Annotated in this window: 17 protein-coding genes and 1 tRNA gene; 8 read left to right on the top strand and 10 right to left on the bottom strand. The window is 67.4% G+C overall.

Annotated elements, in window-relative coordinates; all coding sequences use genetic code 11:
• The first annotated feature begins 257 nt into the window (after positions 1–257).
• A complete protein-coding gene (greB, locus tag IT182_08135) occupies positions 258–749 on the top strand; it encodes a transcription elongation factor GreB (GenBank protein MCC6163303.1) in 492 nt (163 codons plus the stop codon).
• 1 nt (position 750) lies between these two features.
• Here greB and leuB read toward each other — a convergent pair whose 3' ends face one another.
• Positions 751–1815, bottom strand: a complete 1065-nt coding sequence (gene leuB, locus IT182_08130; protein ID MCC6163302.1) for a 3-isopropylmalate dehydrogenase — start codon at positions 1813–1815, stop codon at positions 751–753.
• 38 nt (positions 1816–1853) lie between these two features.
• Complete coding sequence (locus IT182_08125; protein MCC6163301.1) at positions 1854–3053, bottom strand: 2-isopropylmalate synthase; 1200 nt, start codon at positions 3051–3053, stop codon at positions 1854–1856.
• A gap of 123 nt (positions 3054–3176) precedes the next feature.
• Between IT182_08125 and IT182_08120 the strand changes: the two genes are divergently transcribed.
• Entirely contained in the window at positions 3177–4088 is a 912-nt protein-coding gene (locus IT182_08120) for a LysR family transcriptional regulator (protein ID MCC6163300.1), read from the top strand.
• Positions 4089–4096: 8 nt separating this feature from the next.
• On the opposite strand, the gene IT182_08115 is transcribed toward IT182_08120, so the two are convergent.
• Together IT182_08115 and leuC are read right to left on the bottom strand one after the other, a co-directional pair.
• Complete coding sequence (locus tag IT182_08115) at positions 4097–4708, bottom strand: 3-isopropylmalate dehydratase small subunit (protein MCC6163299.1); 612 nt, start codon at positions 4706–4708, stop codon at positions 4097–4099.
• Positions 4705–6141: a 3-isopropylmalate dehydratase large subunit gene (gene leuC / locus IT182_08110; protein ID MCC6163298.1), complete on the bottom strand. Its 1437-nt coding sequence runs from the start codon at positions 6139–6141 to the stop codon at positions 4705–4707. The genes IT182_08115 and leuC overlap by 4 nt, the downstream gene beginning before the upstream one ends.
• Positions 6142–6296: 155 nt before the next feature.
• Between leuC and IT182_08105 the strand changes: the two genes are divergently transcribed.
• On the top strand, positions 6297–6542 hold the full coding sequence (locus IT182_08105) for a GlsB/YeaQ/YmgE family stress response membrane protein (protein ID MCC6163297.1): 246 nt from the start codon (positions 6297–6299) through the stop codon (positions 6540–6542).
• Between the two features lie 2 nt (positions 6543–6544).
• Positions 6545–8002 carry a cardiolipin synthase B gene (locus IT182_08100; GenBank protein MCC6163296.1) on the top strand — a complete coding sequence of 486 codons (1458 nt, stop codon included), beginning with the start codon at positions 6545–6547 and terminating at the stop codon, positions 8000–8002.
• 360 nt (positions 8003–8362) lie between these two features.
• Here IT182_08100 and IT182_08095 read toward each other — a convergent pair.
• The 4 genes from IT182_08095 to serS form a co-directional block, all read right to left on the bottom strand.
• Positions 8363–8452: transfer RNA gene (locus IT182_08095), tRNA-Ser, on the bottom strand.
• Between the two features lie 10 nt (positions 8453–8462).
• Positions 8463–8981 carry a DinB family protein gene (locus IT182_08090; protein MCC6163295.1) on the bottom strand — a complete coding sequence of 173 codons (519 nt, stop codon included), beginning with the start codon at positions 8979–8981 and terminating at the stop codon, positions 8463–8465.
• A 60-nt stretch (positions 8982–9041) separates the two neighbouring features.
• Positions 9042–9689, bottom strand: coding sequence for a pyridoxamine 5'-phosphate oxidase (pdxH, locus tag IT182_08085; protein MCC6163294.1), 648 nt, complete (start codon positions 9687–9689; stop codon positions 9042–9044).
• 9 nt (positions 9690–9698) lie between these two features.
• Positions 9699–10979, bottom strand: coding sequence for a serine--tRNA ligase (gene serS, locus IT182_08080; protein MCC6163293.1), 1281 nt, complete (start codon positions 10977–10979; stop codon positions 9699–9701).
• 190 nt (positions 10980–11169) lie between these two features.
• Here serS and IT182_08075 point away from each other — a divergent pair, with 190 nt between their 5' ends.
• Positions 11170–12039, top strand: a complete 870-nt coding sequence (locus IT182_08075; GenBank protein ID MCC6163292.1) for a UTP--glucose-1-phosphate uridylyltransferase — start codon at positions 11170–11172, stop codon at positions 12037–12039.
• A gap of 13 nt (positions 12040–12052) precedes the next feature.
• Here IT182_08075 and IT182_08070 read toward each other — a convergent pair whose 3' ends face one another.
• Both IT182_08070 and IT182_08065 read right to left on the bottom strand, forming a co-directional pair.
• Positions 12053–12370 (bottom strand): zinc ribbon domain-containing protein, encoded by a 318-nt coding sequence (locus IT182_08070; protein ID MCC6163291.1) that lies wholly within the window; start codon positions 12368–12370, stop codon positions 12053–12055.
• A gap of 17 nt (positions 12371–12387) precedes the next feature.
• Positions 12388–14049, bottom strand: a complete 1662-nt coding sequence (locus tag IT182_08065) for a DUF885 domain-containing protein (protein MCC6163290.1) — start codon at positions 14047–14049, stop codon at positions 12388–12390.
• 71 nt (positions 14050–14120) lie between these two features.
• Here IT182_08065 and rsmI point away from each other — a divergent pair, with 71 nt between their 5' ends.
• The 3 genes from rsmI to IT182_08050 are packed head-to-tail and all read left to right on the top strand — an operon-like array spanning position 14121 to position 18672.
• The gene (rsmI, locus tag IT182_08060; protein MCC6163289.1) at positions 14121–14993 is read left to right on the top strand and encodes a 16S rRNA (cytidine(1402)-2'-O)-methyltransferase; all 873 of its coding nucleotides are present in this window, start codon (positions 14121–14123) and stop codon (positions 14991–14993) included.
• Complete coding sequence (glmU, locus tag IT182_08055) at positions 14990–16372, top strand: bifunctional UDP-N-acetylglucosamine diphosphorylase/glucosamine-1-phosphate N-acetyltransferase GlmU (protein ID MCC6163288.1); 1383 nt, start codon at positions 14990–14992, stop codon at positions 16370–16372. The genes rsmI and glmU overlap by 4 nt, the downstream gene beginning before the upstream one ends.
• 26 nt (positions 16373–16398) lie before the next feature.
• On the top strand, positions 16399–18672 hold the full coding sequence (locus IT182_08050; protein ID MCC6163287.1) for a UvrD-helicase domain-containing protein: 2274 nt from the start codon (positions 16399–16401) through the stop codon (positions 18670–18672).
• Positions 18673–18738 lie beyond the last annotated feature (66 nt).

Raw genomic sequence — 18738 nt, 5'->3', positions numbered from 1 at the left:
AGCCGGCGCCACCCCGGCGACAGCCGCGCGAGCTCGTACGACAGGACGTACTGGCTCGCCCATGCGTGCCACGATATCGGTATGACCCCTGTCCAGGACTGTCAACGAAGGAAAGGGATCGACCCCGCCACTTGCTGGATGCCGCCGAGTATCCGCAAAGGCCTCGTGGAAAGCAAGGCGAGAGCTAGAATGCGATCGCGTACGAGCGCTGGACCATGGCCACGAGAGAGTACGAGTCGCTCCAGGCCGCGTAAGGCATGGCTGACGAGATCAAGAACTACATCTCACCGGGCGGGTTCCGTCGCCTTCAGGATGAGTTGGCCCATCTCTGGAAGACGGAGCGGCCGTCCGTCGTGACGACTGTCGCCTGGGCGGCGGGCAATGGCGACAGGTCGGAGAACGGCGACTACATCTACGGCAAGAAGCGACTGCGCGAGATCGACAGACGCATCAGGCAGATCACGCGCAGTCTCGACAACGCAGTAGTGGTCGACAACAGCGGCAAGGGCCTCGACCGCGTGCTCTTCGGCGCGACGGTGACGTTCATCGGCGCGAGCGATCGCGAGCGCACCGTGACCATCGTCGGCATGGACGAACTCGACGCGGGAGACACGCGCATCTCGTGGCGGTCTCCGCTCGCGCGGGCGCTCCTCAAGGCGCGTGTCGGCGACACGGTCGTCGTGCGCGCGCCTCGAGGTGATGAAGAACTGGAGGTCGTCGAGATCCGATACGACCCGCTTACCAGCTGACCTAACCGATGCGGTCGGCGACGAGCTGGGCGAAGGCCGAGCACGATGTGGCGGGCTGGCCGGCGCGCACGAGGTCGGCCGTGCGGTGGCCCTCGCTGATCGTGCTCGCCAAGGCCGTCTCGATCGCGCGGGCTTCGTCCTCGCACTGCCAGCTGTGACGGAACACCAGAGCGAGCGAGCCGATCGCGCCTGCGGGATTGGCCACGTCGCGACCTGCAAGCGTCGGCGCCGATCCGTGCACGGGCTCGTACAACGCACCGCCATCGCCAAGACTCGCCGACGGCAGGAGACCCAGCGATCCGCTGATCGCGCCCGCTTCGTCCGACAGGATGTCGCCGAACAGGTTCTCGGTGAGCACCACGTCGTAGCGCGTGGGATCGAGCGCGAGGTTCATCGCGAACGCGTCGACGTACTGGTGCTCCAGCGCCACGTCCTGATACTCCGCCGCCAGCGCGGTCACCGTCCGCCGCCACAACTGCGACGTCTCGAGCACGTTCGCCTTGTCCACAGACAGCAGCCGCTTGCGGCGCATCCGCGCGATCTGGAACGCCACGCGCGCCACCCGCTGCACCTCGGCCACCGAGTACCGCATCGTGTTGTATGCCGACTGCCCGTCTGCCTCGATCGCTCTCGGCTCGCCGAAGTAGAGACCGCCGAGCAGCTCGCGCACGATGATCAGATCGGTGCCCGCGGTGCGCTCCGGCTTGAACGAGATCGCGTCTTCGAGACCCGCCCACGCACGCGCGGGCCGCAGGTTCGCGTACACGCCCATCGACGAGCGCAGCGCCAGCAGGCCCGTCTCGATCTTCTGCTCGCGCGGCAGGTGATCGAACGCGGGATCGCCAACGGCGCCGAGCAGCACAGCATCGCCAGCCGTACACGCCGCGCGCGTCTGGTCGGGATACACGGGCAGGCCCGCGCGAAGCGCCGCGCCGCCGATGTCGAACGACCGTGTGTCGATCTGGTGCGAGAACTTCCGGCACACGGCCTGGAGCACGACTCCAGCCGCCGCCACCACCTCCGGGCCGATACCGTCTCCGGGAAGCAGCACGAGCGAACGATTCATGCAGGAACCTTCAAGAGGAAAAGAGGAGACGATCCGATCTACACGCCGTGTCCGTAACCGACCGGCGTGGGCACGTGCGCGCTCTCGGCGCGCACCTGCGCGGCGATGGCCGCCAGCTCCTCGTCCGACACGTGCTTCTGCGTGTCTGCCAGCGCCACCATCTGGCGATACACCTGATCCAGTTCGCGCTTGCCGAACGTGAAGCCGAGCGCTTCGCACTTCTGCTGCACCGCGTGACGCCCTGAATGCTTGCCGAGCACCAGCGTCGTCTTCGGCACGCCAACGCTGTCTGGCGACATGATCTCGTACGTGCGGCGGTCCTTCAGCATGCCGTCCTGATGGATGCCCGACTCGTGCGCGAACGCGTTGCGCCCGACGATGGCCTTGTTGGCCTGGACGGCTTCACCCGTGAGCTCGGTGAGCAGCTGACTCACGCCATACAGCTCACGCGCTTCGACACGGGTGGTGAAGGGAGCGCGATCCTGGCGCACCTTCGTGATCATCACGATTTCCTCGAGCGCGGCATTGCCGGCGCGTTCGCCGATGCCGTTGATCGTGCACTCGACCTGACGCGCGCCACCGTGCAGCGCCGCAATGCTGTTGGCCACCGCAAGTCCGAGGTCGTCGTGGCAATGCGTGCTGAAGATCACGTGCTCGCTGCCGCGCACGGCCGCGATGATCGATGCGAAGAACTCGCGGATCTCGTCAGGTGTCGAGTACCCCACCGTGTCGGGCAGGTTGATCGTCGTCGCGCCGGCGGCAACGACGGCTTCGATCACCTGCGCCAGGAACGTCATGTCGCTGCGCGTGGCGTCCTCGGCCGAGAACTGCACGTCGTCTGTGAACTGCCTGGCGAGGGTGACGGCCTTGACGGCGGTCTCGAGACACTGGTCGCGCGAGATGCGGAGCTTGCGTTCGAGATGAAGGTCGGACGTGGCGATGAAGGTGTGGATGCGGCCCTTGCGAGCGGGAGCGATCGCCTTGCCCGCGCACTCGATGTCTGCCGTGGTACAGCGTGCGAGGGCGGCAATCGTGGGGCCTTGCACCTCTTGCGCAACCTGCCTCACCGCCTCTGCATCGTCTATCGAGGCGATGGGGAACCCGGCCTCGATGAGATCCACGCCGAGCGACGCGAGCCGGTGTGCGAGCACCAGCTTCTCCGGCACACGGAGCGAGAACCCGGGTGCCTGCTCGCCATCACGAAGAGTGGTATCGAAGACGCGGACGTCGGTAGCCATGCGGACTGGTCTCCTGAATGTCACATTCCACGGAGCAGCACCTGTTAGTCAAGGTTATAATCTTTCTGGAATTATAATCAGTCTCGCGGCAGGGGCTTTCATCGCCTGCGGCAGAGGAAGGCAATGGACCTCGCTGAGCTGCAGGTGTTTCTGACGGTCGCCTCGGAACGGAGCTTTTCGAAGGCGGCGGCGCGATTGCACCGCACGCAGCCGGCCGTCAGCCAGGCCATCCGCCGCCTCGAGGACGACCTCGGCGAACGGCTGTTCGACAGGGCCGCCAAGGACGGCAAGCTGACCGAGGCCGGACGCGTGCTGCTCGACTACGCGCAGCGTCTGATGCGGCTCGCCGAAGAAGCCGACAGTGCCGTCCGCGAACTGCGCGACCTCCAGCGCGGACGCGTGCTCATCGGAGCCAACGAAGCCGCCGTCCACGTGGTGCTGCCTGTCGTCGAGCAGTTCCGCCAGGCCCATCCGCGCGTGCAGGTCGACATCAGGCGCGTGCCGAGCCGGCAGATCGGCGTCGAGGTCTTGCAGCGCAGCCTCGACGTCGGCGTGCTCAGCTTTCCACCCGCCGAGAAGGGCCTTGCGTCGATCCTCATCGGAGACGATGAGCTGGTGATGCTGACGTCGCCGGACCACCCGCTGGCAGGCAGGACGCAGGTCACGATGGCCGAGTTCGGCCGGCAGAACGTCATCGCGCACAACGAAGCCTCGCCCGCGCGCGAACGCGTGCTGCGGTTGTTCGAGCAGCGTCACGAGCAACTGAACATCACGCTCGCGTTGCCCAGCCTCGACGGCATCAAGCGCGCGGTGGAGATGGATCTCGGTGTGGCGCTACTGCCCCGCCGATGCGCCATCGCGGAGCTCACGAGCCGGCGGCTCGTCGCGGTTCCCGTGGCGCAGGTGCGACTGCCCCGCCACCTGCGACTCGTGTATCCCGAGCAGGCGCAACTCTCGCACGCCGCCCTCGCCTTCCTCGACGTTGCGCGGACGTTCGAGAAGGACGTGGCAAGGGACATCGCGCCGATCGACTGATCGGCGCGTCACCTGAAGCTGGACACGTACGGCAGGCGCGCGGCTGTGGCTTCCACGGCCGCCTTGTCTTCGAGCAGCAGTCCCGTGGCGTCCCATGCGCCGGTCACGAAGGCTTCGACGGCCGGCTTCGGCGCGTTGACGGCAATCGTGCGGTCGCCGGCAGTGAGCGTCATCGTGGTCAGGTCGAGGACGGCCTCTCCGGCATCACCGGTTTCGGCGAGCGTCTGCAGCCACTCCAGATCAGACGGTGTCGCGCTGACGCACGGGAGTCCGATCGCGAGGCTGTTGCCGAAGAAGATCTCCGAATACGACTCGCCGACGATGGCGGAGATGCCCCACCGCTGGAGGGCCTGCGGCGCGTGCTCGCGGGAGGACCCGCACCCGAAGTTGCGGTTCACCACGAGGATGCGTGCACCCGCGAAGCGGTCCTGCGCGAACGGATGCGGATCGCCCGCCTGCGCGCGCGACGCGATGTCATCCTCGAAGGCGTGACGCTCGAGACCGTCGAACGTGATGACGCGAAGGAACCGCGCGGGAATGATGCGATCGGTGTCGATGTCCTGTCCGCGCAGCGGGATCAGGCGACCTTCGACGCGATCGATCCGAACGGCGCCACTCATGCCCGGCCTCCCGGGAGCGCTGCCGCCGCAGGTTCCACCTTCCTGATGTCCACGACTTCACCGGCCACCGCGGCCGCCGCCACCATCGCCGGACTCATGAGCAGCGTGCGCCCAGTGGGACTGCCCTGCCGTCCCTTGAAGTTGCGATTCGACGAGGAGGCACTCATCTCGCGGCCCTGCAACTTGTCGGGATTCATGCCGAGGCACATCGAGCAGCCCGATCCGCGCCAATCGAACCCGGCTTCCATGAAGACTTCGTGAAGACCTTCCGCTTCGGCCGCGGCGCGCACCGCTTGCGATCCCGGCACGACCATCGCGCGCACGCGCGAGGCCACCCTGTGTCCGCGCACGAACCGCGCGGCTTCGCGCAGATCCGACAGGCGTGAGTTCGTACACGACCCGACGAACGCCACGTCGATCGGCGTGCCTTCGATCGCCTGCCCCGGCGCGAAGCCCATGAACTGCAATGCCTCGTCGACGAGCGGCCGATCGCCGGGGTCGACATCGCCTGGCGTCGGCACACGTTCGTCCACGCCCACCGACTGTCCCGGATGCAGACCCCACGTCACCACGGGGCTCAGCGAACCCGCCTCCAGCGCCACGTCATCGTCGTAGCGCGCGTCGGCGTCGCTGGCGATCGAGCGCCACCAGGTGCGAGCGCGATCGAATGCCTCTCCCTGCGGCGCGAACGGCCGGCCTTCCATGTACGCGAACGTCGTCTCGTCGGGATTGACGTACCCGACGCGCGCGCCACCCTCGATGGACATGTTGCACATCGTCATGCGCTCGTCCATCGACATCGCTTCGACGGCCGAACCCGCGTACTCGTACGCGTAGCCCACGCCACCCTTCACGCCGAGCACCTGGATGATCTTGAGGATGACGTCCTTGGCGTAGACACCACGCTGCAGCGAGCCTTCGACGCGGATGCGGCGCACCTTCAGCGGTTCCATCGCAAGACACTGGCTCGCGAGCACGTCGCGCACCTGCGTGGTACCGATGCCGAACGCCACGGCACCGAACGCGCCGTGGGTCGACGTGTGGCTGTCGCCGCACGCGATCGTCATGCCCGGCTGCGTGAGCCCGAGTTCGGGTCCGATCACATGGACGATGCCCTGGCGGCCCGTTGAGTGGTCGTAGAGCGGCACGCCGAAGTCACGGCAGTTGCGCTCGAGCGCCGACAGCATCGCCTCGGCCATCGTGTCCTGAAACGGACGCGCGAGGCTGCCCGTGGGCACGATGTGATCGACGGTGGCGAACGTGCGCTGCGGAAACCGCACCGGCCACGATCGGCGCCGCAGGTCGTCGAACGCCTGCGGCGACGTCACCTCGTGGACGAGGTGGAGGCCGATGAAGAGTTGCGTCTGCCCCGTCGGGAGCGTCCGCACCGTGTGCAGGTCCCAGACCTTCTGGAGAAGCGTGTGTCCCACGATCGAGAGTATAACTCTCGCGACCTCATTGATGGCAATCCCATAAGTACAATTGATAGTTGGTGAAGATGGAGGGGTGTAGCATGGCCTGAAGCCCCTCGCTGCGCGATCCGGCCGACCGGCCATCTCTCGCGCGTCATTGCACAGACGGAGGACGTATGAACCTGATCGTTCAGCTCGTTGTCGGCGGGATCATCGGTTGGCTGGCGAGCATGGTGATGAAGACGAACGCCCAGATGGGCGTCATCGCCAATGTCGCGGTGGGCATCGTCGGATCCGTGATCGGCGGGTACCTGGCGACGGCGCTCAACATGGGCGGATCGGGCTTCCTCTCGGTGTTCTTCTCCATCATCGGCGCCTCGATCCTGATCTTCCTGCTCAAGGCCATCGGCGTTTTCAAGTAGGCGTGTCGTCGCGCCACGGCAGGCATCGTCCGAAGAGTCGACCGCCGCTGTGGCGCGCGGCCGCGCGGCCACGCCGGCGCCTGGCGTGGCGGCCCCTGGCAGAGCTCGAGCGCAAGGGCCGCACGTCGCTGGCCACGCGGCTGCGCCGTCTGCTCTGGGCGTGGTGGATCTGGGGAGCGGCCAGCTTCGTCCTCGTTGCGACGGGTCGATGGGTGTGGGGCCTTGCGGCGGGTTTCCTCACCGCGCTCACGCACCTCGCGCGGCCACAGGCCGAGCCCCCGAGCATCGGCCTCGACCACGAGTTCGACACGCGGTCGCCGGAGTTCCTCGGCACGATGGCGGGCGCGACGGGTGCGCCATTCGTCCCCGGCAACGCGTTCGAGATCCTCAACAACGGCGATGCGTTCTATCCGCGCATGCTCGCCGACATCAGATCGGCCACCGAGTCGATCACGATGGAGGCCTACATCTACTGGACCGGCGACATCGGCCTGACGTTCGCCGATGCGCTCGCCGAGCGCGCGCGGGCAGGCGTGCGCGTGGTGCTGCTGCTCGACGCCGTCGGCTCGTCGAACATCGGCGACGACATTCTGTCGAAGCTCGAACACGGTCAGTGCCACGTAGCCTGGTACAACCCGCTGCGGTGGAAAGATCTCGGCCGCGTCAACAACCGCACGCATCGCAAGACGCTGGTGGTCGACGGTGCGATCGCGTACACCGGCGGCGCGGGCATCGCCGACCACTGGCTCGGCAACGCGCGCAACGAGCGTGAGTGGCGCGACGTGCAGGTGCGCATCGAAGGTCCCGCGGCGCAGGGGCTGCAGAGCGGCTTCGCGCTGAACTGGCAGCAGGCGACGGGGGAACTGCTCAGCGGCGACGCGTACTATCCGCGCGTCGGCGTGCGCGGGCCGTACGCGTTGCAGGTGATCCTCAGCAACGCGGAGTCAGGCGCCTCGAGCGTGCAGATCGTCCACTATCTGGCGATCGTCTGCGCACGTCGCTCGATCCTCATCGCCAACCCGTACTTCGTGCCGGATGCCGTGGCGCTGCAGACGCTGATCGAAGCCAGGCAGCGCGGCGTCGACGTCAGGATCATGGTCTCCGGTGTCCGCAACGACAACTGGCTCGCGCGCCACAACAGCGTGCGCCTCTACGGCGAATTGCTCGCGGCGGGCGTCACGATCCTCGAGTACGACCGCAGCATGCTGCACCAGAAGGTGATGGTCGTCGATGGCCTGTGGGCCACCGTCGGCACGGCCAACTTCGACAACCGCTCGTTCGCGCACAACGAGGAGAGCAACGTGTGCGTCTACGACAGCGACATCGCCGCACGCTTCGAGCGCGCCTTCCACGACGACATGCAGGCGTGCGTGGAAGTCACCCTCGATCGCTGGAAGCGCCGCGGCCTCCGTCGCCGCGCGATGGAACAGATCGCCGCGATCCTGGAGGATCAGGTGTAGTTCATCTTCCTGGAACGCCGGCCCCGTACAGACCCTGTCTCGCCGCAGCCGCGCCGAGTCCTGGGTCGAACGTCACGATCGTTGCGGCATCGGCGTCCAGAGCCGTAGCGACGTGCAGTGCGTCGAGGGATCGCAATGGGACGTCGCCAGACGACAGCAACAACCGCTCGGCCCGTCGATGGCGTGCCGAGAGCGACGAGCCGAAGGCGAGGCGGCCGAAGCCTGAAGCCGGCTCCCGCCGCCAATTGAGCAACGCGAAATGTGGCGGAGGGCGTGGGATCGTGCCGAGAGCGACGAGCCGAAGGCGAGGCGGCCGAAGCCTGAAGCCGGCTCCCGCCGCCAATTGAGCAACGCGAAATGTGGCGGAGGGAGTGGGATTCGAACCCACGGTAGAGTTTCCCCTACGGCGGTTTTCAAGACCGCTGCCTTAAACCGCTCGGCCATCCCTCCACGCGCGAGTTTACTCGACGGCGGGGGCCGGTTTCCCGATCACCTTGCGCGTGGTGGCGATCTGGCCGGCGTGGCGGGCGGCGTGCTCGGCGGTGTGGAAGATGAGTCCGATCACCGTGGTCGGCAGCTTCGCACGACCGATGGCGCGTGGCTCGAACAGTGTCGCGGCGTCCGTGCGGCGGACGTGTTCGAGCGCGGCGTCGATGCCGGCGAGCACGATCGCCAGCGTGTCGGCCGCGGTCGCCGGTGGATCGCCCGGAAGGCCCTCGGCCTTCAGGAATGCGAACTGTTCCGGCGTGAGCGACTCGCCTCGCGCGTACGTCAGCAGGCGATCGGTCGCACCCGCGATGTGGCGCAGATGGAAGCCGATCGCCGCAGCGCCTCCGGGCCGAGCCCACAGTTCCTCGACCGTGAGATCCGACGCGTGTGCGTCCACCTCTTCGCGCACCTGCAGCAACGCGTGCACGACAGGCTGCAACTCGCGCGCGTACCCGTCCACCGGCCCGCGCATCCACACTTCTGGCTTCATCGCTCCTCGCTCACTGACCGCTCTCCGGTTGCCGGTTGCCGATTGCCCGTTGCCGGTTGTTCATGGTGCCAACCTTGCCTTTCTCCAACTGCCGTCCGGCTGCAGGCGATACGTGATGCGATCGTGCAGGCGGGAGGCACGGCCCTGCCAGAACTCCCAGTAGTCTGGAATCAGGCGATACCCCCCCCAGTGCGGCGGACGCGGAGGGTGCAGGCCGAACTTCAGGCCATACTCCGCGGCCTTCGCGGCAAGGCTGGCGCGACTCTCGATCTCGCGACTCTGCGGCGACGCCCATGCGCCAAGGCGACTCGCGAGCGGGCGGCTCGCGAAGTAGGCGTCGGACTCCTCGTCCGACACCTTCTCGACGCGCCCCTCGATGCGCACGACGCGCTCCTGCTCCACCCAGTGGAACTGCAGCGCGGCGAACGGATGCGCCGCGAGATCGTCCGCCTTGCGACTCTCGTAGTTCGTGTACCAGACGATGCCGCGGGCGTCGAAATCCTTGATGAGGACGGGGCGGCTCGACGGCCTGCCGGTGACGCCCACCGTGGCGAGTGTCATCGCGTTGGGCTCGGGCACGCCGCCGTTCAGCGCCTGCGTGAACCACTCGCGAAATTGCACCAGCGGCTCGGCATCGACTTCCGCGTCATCGAGCGCGCCGAGCACGTAGTCCTTGCGCAGGCCAGGAAGTGGATCGCTCTCTGCCACGGCTCGACCCTACCCTATCCGCGTCACGCCACCCATGTAGGGCACGAGCGCATCCGGGATCGTGATGCTGCCGTCGGCCTGCTGGTGGTTCTCCATGATCGCGATCAACGTGCGTCCGACGGCGAGGCCGGATCCGTTGAGCGTGTGCGCGAATCCGAGCTTGCCGCCGCCCGCCGGCCTGTAGCGGATGCCCGCCCGACGCGCCTGGAACGCCTCGGTGTTGCTGCAGGAGGAGATCTCCCTGTACACGCCCTGGCTCGGGAGCCAGACCTCGATGTCGTACGTCCTGGCCGACGCAAAGCCCATGTCGCCCGTGCAGAGCAGCATCGTGCGGTGCGGCAGGTCGAGCTTCTGCAGCACCGTCTCCGCGCACGCCGTGAGGCGTTCGAGTTCCTCGAACGACTGCTCCGGCGCCGTGAAGCTCACGAGTTCGACCTTGTCGAACTGGTGCTGGCGGATGAGTCCGCGCACGTCGGCCCCGTAGCTCCCCGCCTCGCTCCTGAAACACGGCGTGTACGCCGTGTAGCGCAGCGGCAGCGTGGCGTCCTCCAGCGTCTCTTCGCGATGGAGGTTGGTGAGCGGTACTTCGGCGGTGGGGATCAGGAACAGATCCCACTCCCCCGCGATCCCGAAGAGATCCTGCTCGAATTTCGGCAGGTTCCCCGTGCCCGTCAGCGCCGCGCGATTGACGAGGAACGGCGGCTCGACTTCCACGTAACCGTGCTCGCGCGTGTGCAGGTCGAGCATGAAGTTGATGAGCGCGCGCGCCAGTCGTGCGCCATCGCGCATCAGCACCGAGAAGCGTGCGCCGGACATGCGTGCGGCGCGCTCGAAGTCGATGATGCCCAGCGCCGGGCCGAGGTCCCAATGCGCCTTCGGCTCGAAGTCGAACGCCCGCGGCGTGCTCCAGCGGCGCACCTCGACGTTGTCCTCGGCGCCGCGTCCCTCCGGCACGCTGGCGTGCGGCGTGTTGGGCAGCGCCAGCAGCAGCGGCGCGCGTTCTTCCTCGAGCGCGGCCAGCTGCGCGTCGAGCGCCTTGATCTCGTCGGCGCGCTGCTTGTTCTCCGCGAGCAACGCCGAGGCATCCTCGCCGGCCTTCTTCGTCTGGGCGATGCGCTCGCCCGTCCTGTTGCGCTCCGCCTTCAGCGTCTCCACGCGCGGCAGCAGGTCACGGCGCAGGCGGTCGAGCTCGTGCAGGCGATCGAGCACCGCATCGGCACCAGGCCCGCGTGTCTGGAGCCGGCGTCGGGTGTCGTCGAAGGCATCGCGGAGTTGAGCGGTGTCGAGCATGCTGCCTCATTGTACGGAACAGGGCGGAGGAGCCCGGCAACCGGCAATCGGCAACGGGCAACCGGTTGGGCCTCCGGTCTTCACGAACCCTGCCGGTTGCCGGCCCCTGCGGTGTGCTACCGTGACCCACTCCGAAGACAGGGCGACCACGAGGGTCGCCCCTGCACAGTGCGAAAGGGGCTGCGTGACACTGAGCGTCAGGACCGCCGTGTTTCCCGCGGCGGGACTCGGGACACGTTTCCTTCCGGCCACCAAGACGATGCCGAAGGAGATGCTGCCGCTGGTCGACAAGCCGATCATCCAGTACGCCGTGGAAGAGGCGGTGGCGGCCGGCATCGAGCAGGTGGTGATGGTCACCGCGCGCGGCAAGGACGTGCTCATCGACCACTTCGACATGGACGTCGAGCTCGAGACGTTCCTCGAAGAGCGCGGCAAGCTCGATCACCTCGCGGCCGTGAGACACGTCTCGTCACTCACACGTCTTGGTGCGGTGCGTCAGGGTCGCCCGCGGGGTCTCGGTCACGCGGTCTGCATCACGCGCGATCTCGTCGGCGACAACCCGTTCGCGCTCGTGCTCGCAGACGATGTGATCGACGCCTCGCCACCGGCGATCGGTCAGGTGATCGACGTGTTCGAGCGCGTGCAGGGTCCCGTGCTCGCCGTCGAGCGCGTGCCACTCGATCAGATCAGCCAGTACGGCGTGGTCCGCGCCGAGCCGCTCGGCAACGGCGTCCACCGCGTGATCGATCTGGTGGAGAAGCCCACGCGCGCGCAGGCACCCTCGGATCTCGCGATCATCGGCCGTTACGTGCTCACGCCGGACGTCTTCGACATCCTCGCGGACGTCCACGAAGACAGGACCGGCGAAATCCAGCTGACCAGCGGCCTTCGCACGCTGCTGCGCCAACGGCCGATCTACGCGTGCGAGGTGCAGGGCACGAGGCACGACACCGGCACGATGGCGGGGTTCCTGAAGGCGTCGATGTACTTCGCGATGCAACGGCCCGAGCTGCGCGAGCCGCTCGCGCACTACCTGCAGGAGCTGCTCGATCGCCGGTGACGCCGCGCGCCCGCTATGACGAGGGCGTCGACGACTTGCCCGGCGCGTCGGACTTCGGCGCCGGTGACGCGGTGCTGCCCTCGCTCGATCCCGTCGACGACTTCTCGCCCGACGACTCGGACTTCGCGGTGCTCCCGGCGCCGGTTCCCGTCTTCTTCGCGTAGTCGGTGATGTACCAGCCGGAGCCCTTGAACTGGATCGCGGGCGACGACAGGAGCTTGCGCACGCTGCCGCCGCACTTGGGGCAGGTGGTGAGCGGGTCGTCCGAGAACTTCTGGATCACCTCGAAACGGTGACCGCACGCATCGCATTCGTATTCGTACAGTGGCATGGCGTTGAGGTGAATCGTCAGGCGAGGACCACGCCGCTGTCGGCATCGCCGAGCATCTGCTTGCGCATGACGCCGAACGGCAACAGCCCGTGGCCGAGGAACTCATCGTGGAAACGGCGCAGATCGAAGGCCGCGCCTCGCGTGGCTTCGACGTCCTTGCGCAGGTTCAGCAGCATCAGCTTGCCGAGCGCGTAAATCACGTAACCCGGATCGAACGCACCGCGTTCGGCCTCGCGGCGCGCGCTGCCCTCCTCGAGCATCGCCTCCTCGCGGAAGAACCGCACGCCCTGCTCCACCGAGAGATCCTCCGCGTGCAGGCGCAGCCCCACGACGAGACGGCAGAGCCGCACGAGCGCCTCGGCGAGCTGCCCGAGTTCGATCGCCGGATCCTTCTTCGCGAAACCCTGTTCGATGACGAGGTGCTCGGCATAGTGCGCCCAGCCTTCGACGGTCGATAGCGGCGCGAGCACCATCGCCTTGCGCCACGGCGCCGCAACCTTGCGCAGGTGCTCGAAGTGCAGGAAGTGGCCGGGCAGCGCTTCGTGCATGGAAATCGCCCAGAGCACGGCGTCGTTCATGTCGCGCATGTGCTCGGCCTGCCGCTCCTGCGGCCAGTTCGGATCGGCGTCGGTGATGTAGTAGTACGAGCGCTGCGGCCGCGCCTCGAGCGCGCCCGGCGCCCACAGGCTGGCGAACGTCCACCGATAGAACGGCGGCGTCGGCGCGATGACCAGCGCGTCCGCGTCGGGCACCGTGACGATGCCCGCGTCGCGGAGGAAGGTGTAGAGCGAGGCGCATTGCTCGCGAACGCGCGTGACGAGTCCGCCGGGCTCGACGTGCGTGGCTTTGACCTTCGCCCACACCTCGTCTGCTGGTCCCTTGCCCAGTCTGGCGGCCACTGCCGCGAAGCGCTCGCGCGTGGCGGCAAGCTCGCGCTCGGCGATGCGCAGCAACGCGTCGGTGTCGAGCGTGATGCCGTCCTCGAGCTTCAGCTTCTGTTCGATCCGTTCCTTGCCGAGACGGAAGCTGGCCTTGGCCTTCGGCGCCTGTTCCTCCTCCAGATCCCGCACGTACCGTTCGATCGCCGTCCGCGCCCCCGTCGCCGCATCGTCCAGGTCGGCGAGGAGCGAGAGGTCGTCCACTTCGCGCAGCGCGCGAGGCAGGTCGCGGTTGAGGAAGTTCACCACGCCGCGAAGCGTTTCCGTGGCGGTCTTGATGAAGATGCCGGCCGGTTCGCGCACGTTGGCGCCGGCCGCGTCGAGCACGCCCGCCACCTGACGGAGCTTCGAGAGCAGGCGGCGCGCGCGTTCGGCGGCAGGAGCGTACGTGAAGAGCGCCTGTGCGGCGAGGCTCGTGGCGATCGTGTCGGCGTAGAGCTGCGGATCGCGTTCCCAGGTACGGATGGTCTCGAGCTCGTAGAGACGCGCCTGCGTATTGGCCACGAGCGCGGCGTGATCGGCACGCTCGCCCGGGGGAATGGCATCGATGGTCATCGACGCGAGGCGGCGCGCGAATCCGTTCAGGTCGCGGACCTGACGGTCGATGGCGGCGCGGCTGAAGTCCTCGAGGAGGTCGTCGTGGACGTGCACGCCGTCGAAGGTGGCCGCCGTCGGTTGCACCTCGTGGCGCCAGGCCAGGTAGTCAGCCGCAAAGTGCGGAAGGGTCTCAGCAGATCGCATGCGCTCGCACGGACAAGTGAAGAGGGCCGAAGGGCCGGTGTGGCCCAATCTCCCAATGTACAATATCTCCCGTGCTCCCCCGGCCGTCGCCCGGACGTTTGTACGTCGTGGCGACCCCCATCGGCAACCTGGAGGACATCACGCTGCGTGCGCTGCGGGTGCTGCGCGAGGTGCGCGTGATTGCCGCCGAAGACACGCGGCGCACGGCGAAGCTCCTGGCCCACGCCGGGATCGAGACGCCGATGGTGAGCGTACACGCCCACAACGAAGTCGCCAGACTCCCCGGCCTGCTGGAGCGGTTGCGGCAGGGCGAGTCGGTGGCGCTGGTGACCGATGCCGGGACGCCGCTGCTCTCGGACCCGGGCGACCACGTGATCCGGGCAGCGCTCGACGAGGGGATCCCCGTCGAGGCCGTTCCGGGTCCCAGTGCCGTGCTTGCGGCGCTTGCCATGAGTGGTGTTCCTGCCAGCCAGTTCACGTTTTTAGGGTTTCCGCCCGTTAAAAGCGGTCCACGGAGACGATGGTGCGAGGATGCTGTGGCGTATCGCCACCCGGTCGTCTTCTTCGAGGCACCGCACCGCATCACACACACGCTCGACATGCTCAAGGAGGTGGCCGGTGGCGACAGGCGCGTTGCCGTGTGCCGCGAAATCACCAAGAAGCACGAAGAACTCGTGCGTGGGAGTCTCGCGGAGATCGTACGCCATCCGTCGATCGCAGAGCCAGTTGGCGAATTCACGTGCATTCTTGACGTTCCCGATGCAACTGCCCAGGTGTCGCTCGCTGGCGAGGCCGAATGGGTGAGCGAGTTTGATCGAATAACAGAAAAGTTGAATTCTGGCAGGCGGGAAGCCATGAGCGAGGTGGCTCGGCGCTTTCATGTGCGCACGCGCGACGTGTTCGACGCGCTCGAACGCCGCAAGGCGCGGTTGGCTGACTCGTGACGTCCGCCCCGCCGCTGCACATCGCGATCCTGGCCGGCGGACGCGGCCTCCGGATGGGCACGCGAACGCCCAAGGTGCTCCTGCCTCTCGCGGGGTTGCCCATGCTGGAGTGGGTTCTCCGGGCAGTCGGGGGGGGCGGGCCGAGCCGAACGACGGCCGTTCTCGGGTATTCAGCAGAGTTCATCGCTCCCCTCGTCGACGGGCGGGGTGTCGAGGTCATCACCAAGGAACCGCTGCTGGGTCCCGTCCACGCCATGACGGCAGTCGCGTCGCCGGACTCGACCGATGAGGGGACGCTCCTGATCTTCCCCGCCGACGTCCCGATGCTGAGCGCGGCAACACTGCGCGCGCTCGTGGCGCACCGGGCTCAGGCCACCAGCGCCATGACGCTCGTGTCGGCCGTCTCGGAACGCCCGTACGGCCTGATGCGCGTGCTGCGCCAGGAGAGCGGCGAGGTCATCGGTCTGGTCTCGCAGAAGGATGCCTCGCGGCAGCAGCGGGCCATCCGGGAGTGTACGAGCGGTGTCTTCGCCTGCTCATCGTCGGCGCTGCGCGATGCGCTGGCGACGTTCGACTGGGACACCGTCGAACGTGAGCGTACGCTCGGAGAGGTGGTCGCGGTCCTGCGGCGACAGGGTCACGAGATCGACGCGATTGCGCCGGCGGTGCCGTACGAGATCCGCGGAATCAACAGCCAGACCGAACTGGCCGAGGCCAGCGCCATGATGCGACAAGCCAAGTGCGAGGAACTGATGGCGGCCGGGGTGACGATCATCGACCCGGCCACGACCTACGTGGGTCCGGACGTCGACGTGGGCCACGACACGGTCCTGCATCCCAACGTCTACCTGGAGGGCCGCACGAAGGTTGGCGCGGCCTGCGAGATCCACGCGGGCGTGCGGTTGGTCGACGCCACCCTCGAGGATCACGTCGTGGTGCTCAACTACTGCGTGATCGCCGAGTCGCACGTCCGCTCGCACGCGCAGCTCGGGCCATTCGCCCACATCCGCCCGGGGAGCGACGTGGGCGAGGACGCGCGCGTGGGCAACTACGTCGAACTCAAGAAGACGACGCTCGGCGCGAAGTCGAAGGCCAGTCACCTCACGTACCTGGGCGACGCCACGATCGGCACCGACGTCAACGTCGGCGCGGGCGTCATCACCTGCAACTACGACGGCACGCACAAGCACCCCACCGTGATCGGCGACGGCGCCTTCATCGGCAGCGACTCGCAGCTGGTCGCACCCGTCACCGTCGGCCGCGGCGCCTTCGTTGCCGCCGGCTCCTCCATCACCAGGGACGTCCCGGAAGGGAGCCTCGCCATCGCGCGCAGCCGGCAGGAGAACAAGGACGGCTGGGCGCGGGGAAGAAGGTCGTGACGGGCGCCCTCCCGGCAACTGACTTCCTGGCTGGCCTCAATCCCGAGCAGCGCGAAGCGGTGCTGCACACGGAAGGGCCGCTGCTCATCCTTGCGGGGGCCGGCTCGGGGAAGACGCGCGTCATCGCGTATCGGATCGCTTACCTGATTGGCAGCGGGCTCGCGCGGCCGTTCGAGGTGCTGGCCGTCACCTTCACCAACAAGGCCGCCGAGGAGATGCGCGAGCGCGTGGCGCACCTCATCGGCGACGAGGCGCGCGACGTGTGGGTCTCCACGTTCCACGCGCTCTGCGCGCGACTGCTGCGCCGCGAGGCACCGGCGATCGGTCTCTCGCGCGACTTCGTGATCTACGACTCCAGCGATCAGCAGAGCGCGGTGAAGCAGGTGATGCGCGACCTGAGCGTCGACGACAAGATCATGCAGCCGCGCCAGGTGCTCGGGCGCATCAGCCATGCGAAGAACCGCATGGAGACGCCTGATGCCGTCGGCGATGGCGGATATCGCGACGAGCAGTTCGCGAAGATCTACGAGGGTTACGTCGACGCCCTCGCCCGCGCCAACGCGCTCGACTTCGACGATCTGCTCCTGAAGACGGTGGAACTGTTCGAGAACGCCACCGTGCGCGCCAAGTACCAGCGGCAGTTCCGGTACGTGATGGTCGACGAGTACCAGGACACGAACCGTCCGCAGTATCTCCTGATCAAGCATCTCGTCGGCGATCGCCACAACCTCGCCGTCGTGGGCGATCCCGATCAGTCCATCTACAAGTGGCGCGGCGCGGACCTGCGCAACATCCTCGACTTCGAGCACGATTTCCCGGAAGCCGCCACCGTCCGCCTCGAACGCAACTACCGCTCGACGCAGAACATCCTCGACGCGGCTGGCGCCGTGATCGCCAACAACACCGATCGCAAGGAGAAGAGGCTCTGGACCGATCAGGGCGGTGGCGATCTCATCACGGCGTTCCGTGGCGAGGACGAGCTCGAGGAGGCCTCGTTCATCGCGCGCGAGCTGCGCAAGGAGCTCACGCTGCGACGCGACGCGACCGTCGCCATCCTGTATCGCCTCAACTCGCAGTCGCGCGCGCTCGAAGATCAGTTCATCCGCGACGGCACGCCGTATCGCATCATCGGCGGCGTCCGCTTCTACGAGCGCAAGGAAGTGAAGGACGCGCTCGCGTACCTCAAGCTGGTCATCAACCCGCATGACGATGTGAGCTTCAGGCGCGTGGTGAACGTCCCCGCGCGCGGCATCGGCAAGGCGGTGATGGACGCGCTCGAGAAGGACGAGGACGGCGCGACGGGAGGTAGCGCGCCACCGATGATGGCGGCGGGCCTGTTCGAGGTGGCGGCCTCACGTTCGTTGTGGGCACGCGCCACGCAACTGCTGGTGTCGCGGTCGCTGCCCGCGCGCAGTCACAACGCGCTGAAGCAGTTCGTCGAGCTCGTCGACGGTCTCATCGCGCTTGCGAAGCAGGAGACCGTCTCGGCGCTGATCGGCAAGATGCTCGATCGGTCAGGCTACATGAAGGCCCTGCGCGAGGACGGCAGCGAGGAAGCCGAGAGCCGGGCACAGAACCTCGCCGAGTTCGTCAACTCCGCGCGCGAGTACGAAGAGCGCGAACCGGAGTCGTCGATTGGCGGATTCGTCGATCGGCTGTCGCTGCTGTCGGAAGCCGACGAATCACAGGGCACCAGCGGTGCGCGCATCTGGTTGATGACGATGCACGCGGCCAAGGGGCTCGAGTTCCCCGTTGTGGCGCTGGCGGGGATGGAAGAGGGGCTGTTCCCGCACTCGCGTGCCGAGAAGGATCAGGAGCAGCTCGAGGAAGAGCGGCGCCTGTGCTATGTGGGCATGACGCGCGCGCAGGCGCGACTGATCCTCACGAGCGCCGCACGGCGGCGGGTGTTCGGCGAGTACCAGGCGACGGCCCCATCACGGTTCCTCGAAGAAGTTCCACAATCGCTCATCGTCGAAGTGCCGTCGTACACGAGGGGACGCACGTTCGGCACGCAGACGTACGGTGGGCGAGCCGCATACGAATCGCGGCCCAACCCGTACGCGCGCCGGTCGAGCGTGCGCGAAGACGCGCCTCCGCCGGCGTATCGCTACGAAGAGGAGGACCAGTCGAGCGACGGGTCACGGCCGAAGCCGGGCCAGAAGGTCCGCCACGCGCAGTTCGGCGTCGGCACCGTGCGAGAGGTGGATGGCAAGGGCGACGAGATGAAGCTCACCGTCCATTTCGCCACGGTGGGTACCAAGAAGCTGATCGCGAAGTACGCGCGCCTGCAACCAGCGTAAGTCCTGAGCGACGCGAGATCGCCGCCAGTGGCGATCTCGCGGAGTCGAAGGGCGTAGTCCCGAGCG

This window comes from Acidobacteriota bacterium (assembly GCA_020845575.1).
Classification (GTDB): domain Bacteria; phylum Acidobacteriota; class Vicinamibacteria; order Vicinamibacterales; family Vicinamibacteraceae; genus Luteitalea.
This window is presented reverse-complemented; position numbering and strand designations above follow the sequence as displayed.

Excerpts from the sequence above, each read along its gene's own strand:
- IT182_08090 (MCC6163295.1), bottom strand. The coding sequence starts at position 8,981 with ATGAAGCCAGAAGTGTGGATGCGCGGGCCGGTGGACGGGTACGCGCGC.
- IT182_08105 (MCC6163297.1), top strand. The coding sequence starts at position 6,297 with ATGAACCTGATCGTTCAGCTCGTTGTCGGCGGGATCATCGGTTGGCTG.
- greB (MCC6163303.1), top strand. The coding sequence starts at position 258 with ATGGCTGACGAGATCAAGAACTACATCTCACCGGGCGGGTTCCGTCGC.
- IT182_08115 (MCC6163299.1), bottom strand. The coding sequence starts at position 4,708 with ATGAGTGGCGCCGTTCGGATCGATCGCGTCGAAGGTCGCCTGATCCCG.
- IT182_08120 (MCC6163300.1), top strand. The coding sequence starts at position 3,177 with ATGGACCTCGCTGAGCTGCAGGTGTTTCTGACGGTCGCCTCGGAACGG.
- leuB (MCC6163302.1), bottom strand. The coding sequence starts at position 1,815 with ATGAATCGTTCGCTCGTGCTGCTTCCCGGAGACGGTATCGGCCCGGAG.
- IT182_08070 (MCC6163291.1), bottom strand. The coding sequence starts at position 12,370 with ATGCCACTGTACGAATACGAATGCGATGCGTGCGGTCACCGTTTCGAG.
- serS (MCC6163293.1), bottom strand. The coding sequence starts at position 10,979 with ATGCTCGACACCGCTCAACTCCGCGATGCCTTCGACGACACCCGACGC.
- IT182_08125 (MCC6163301.1), bottom strand. The coding sequence starts at position 3,053 with ATGGCTACCGACGTCCGCGTCTTCGATACCACTCTTCGTGATGGCGAG.
- IT182_08065 (MCC6163290.1), bottom strand. The coding sequence starts at position 14,049 with ATGCGATCTGCTGAGACCCTTCCGCACTTTGCGGCTGACTACCTGGCC.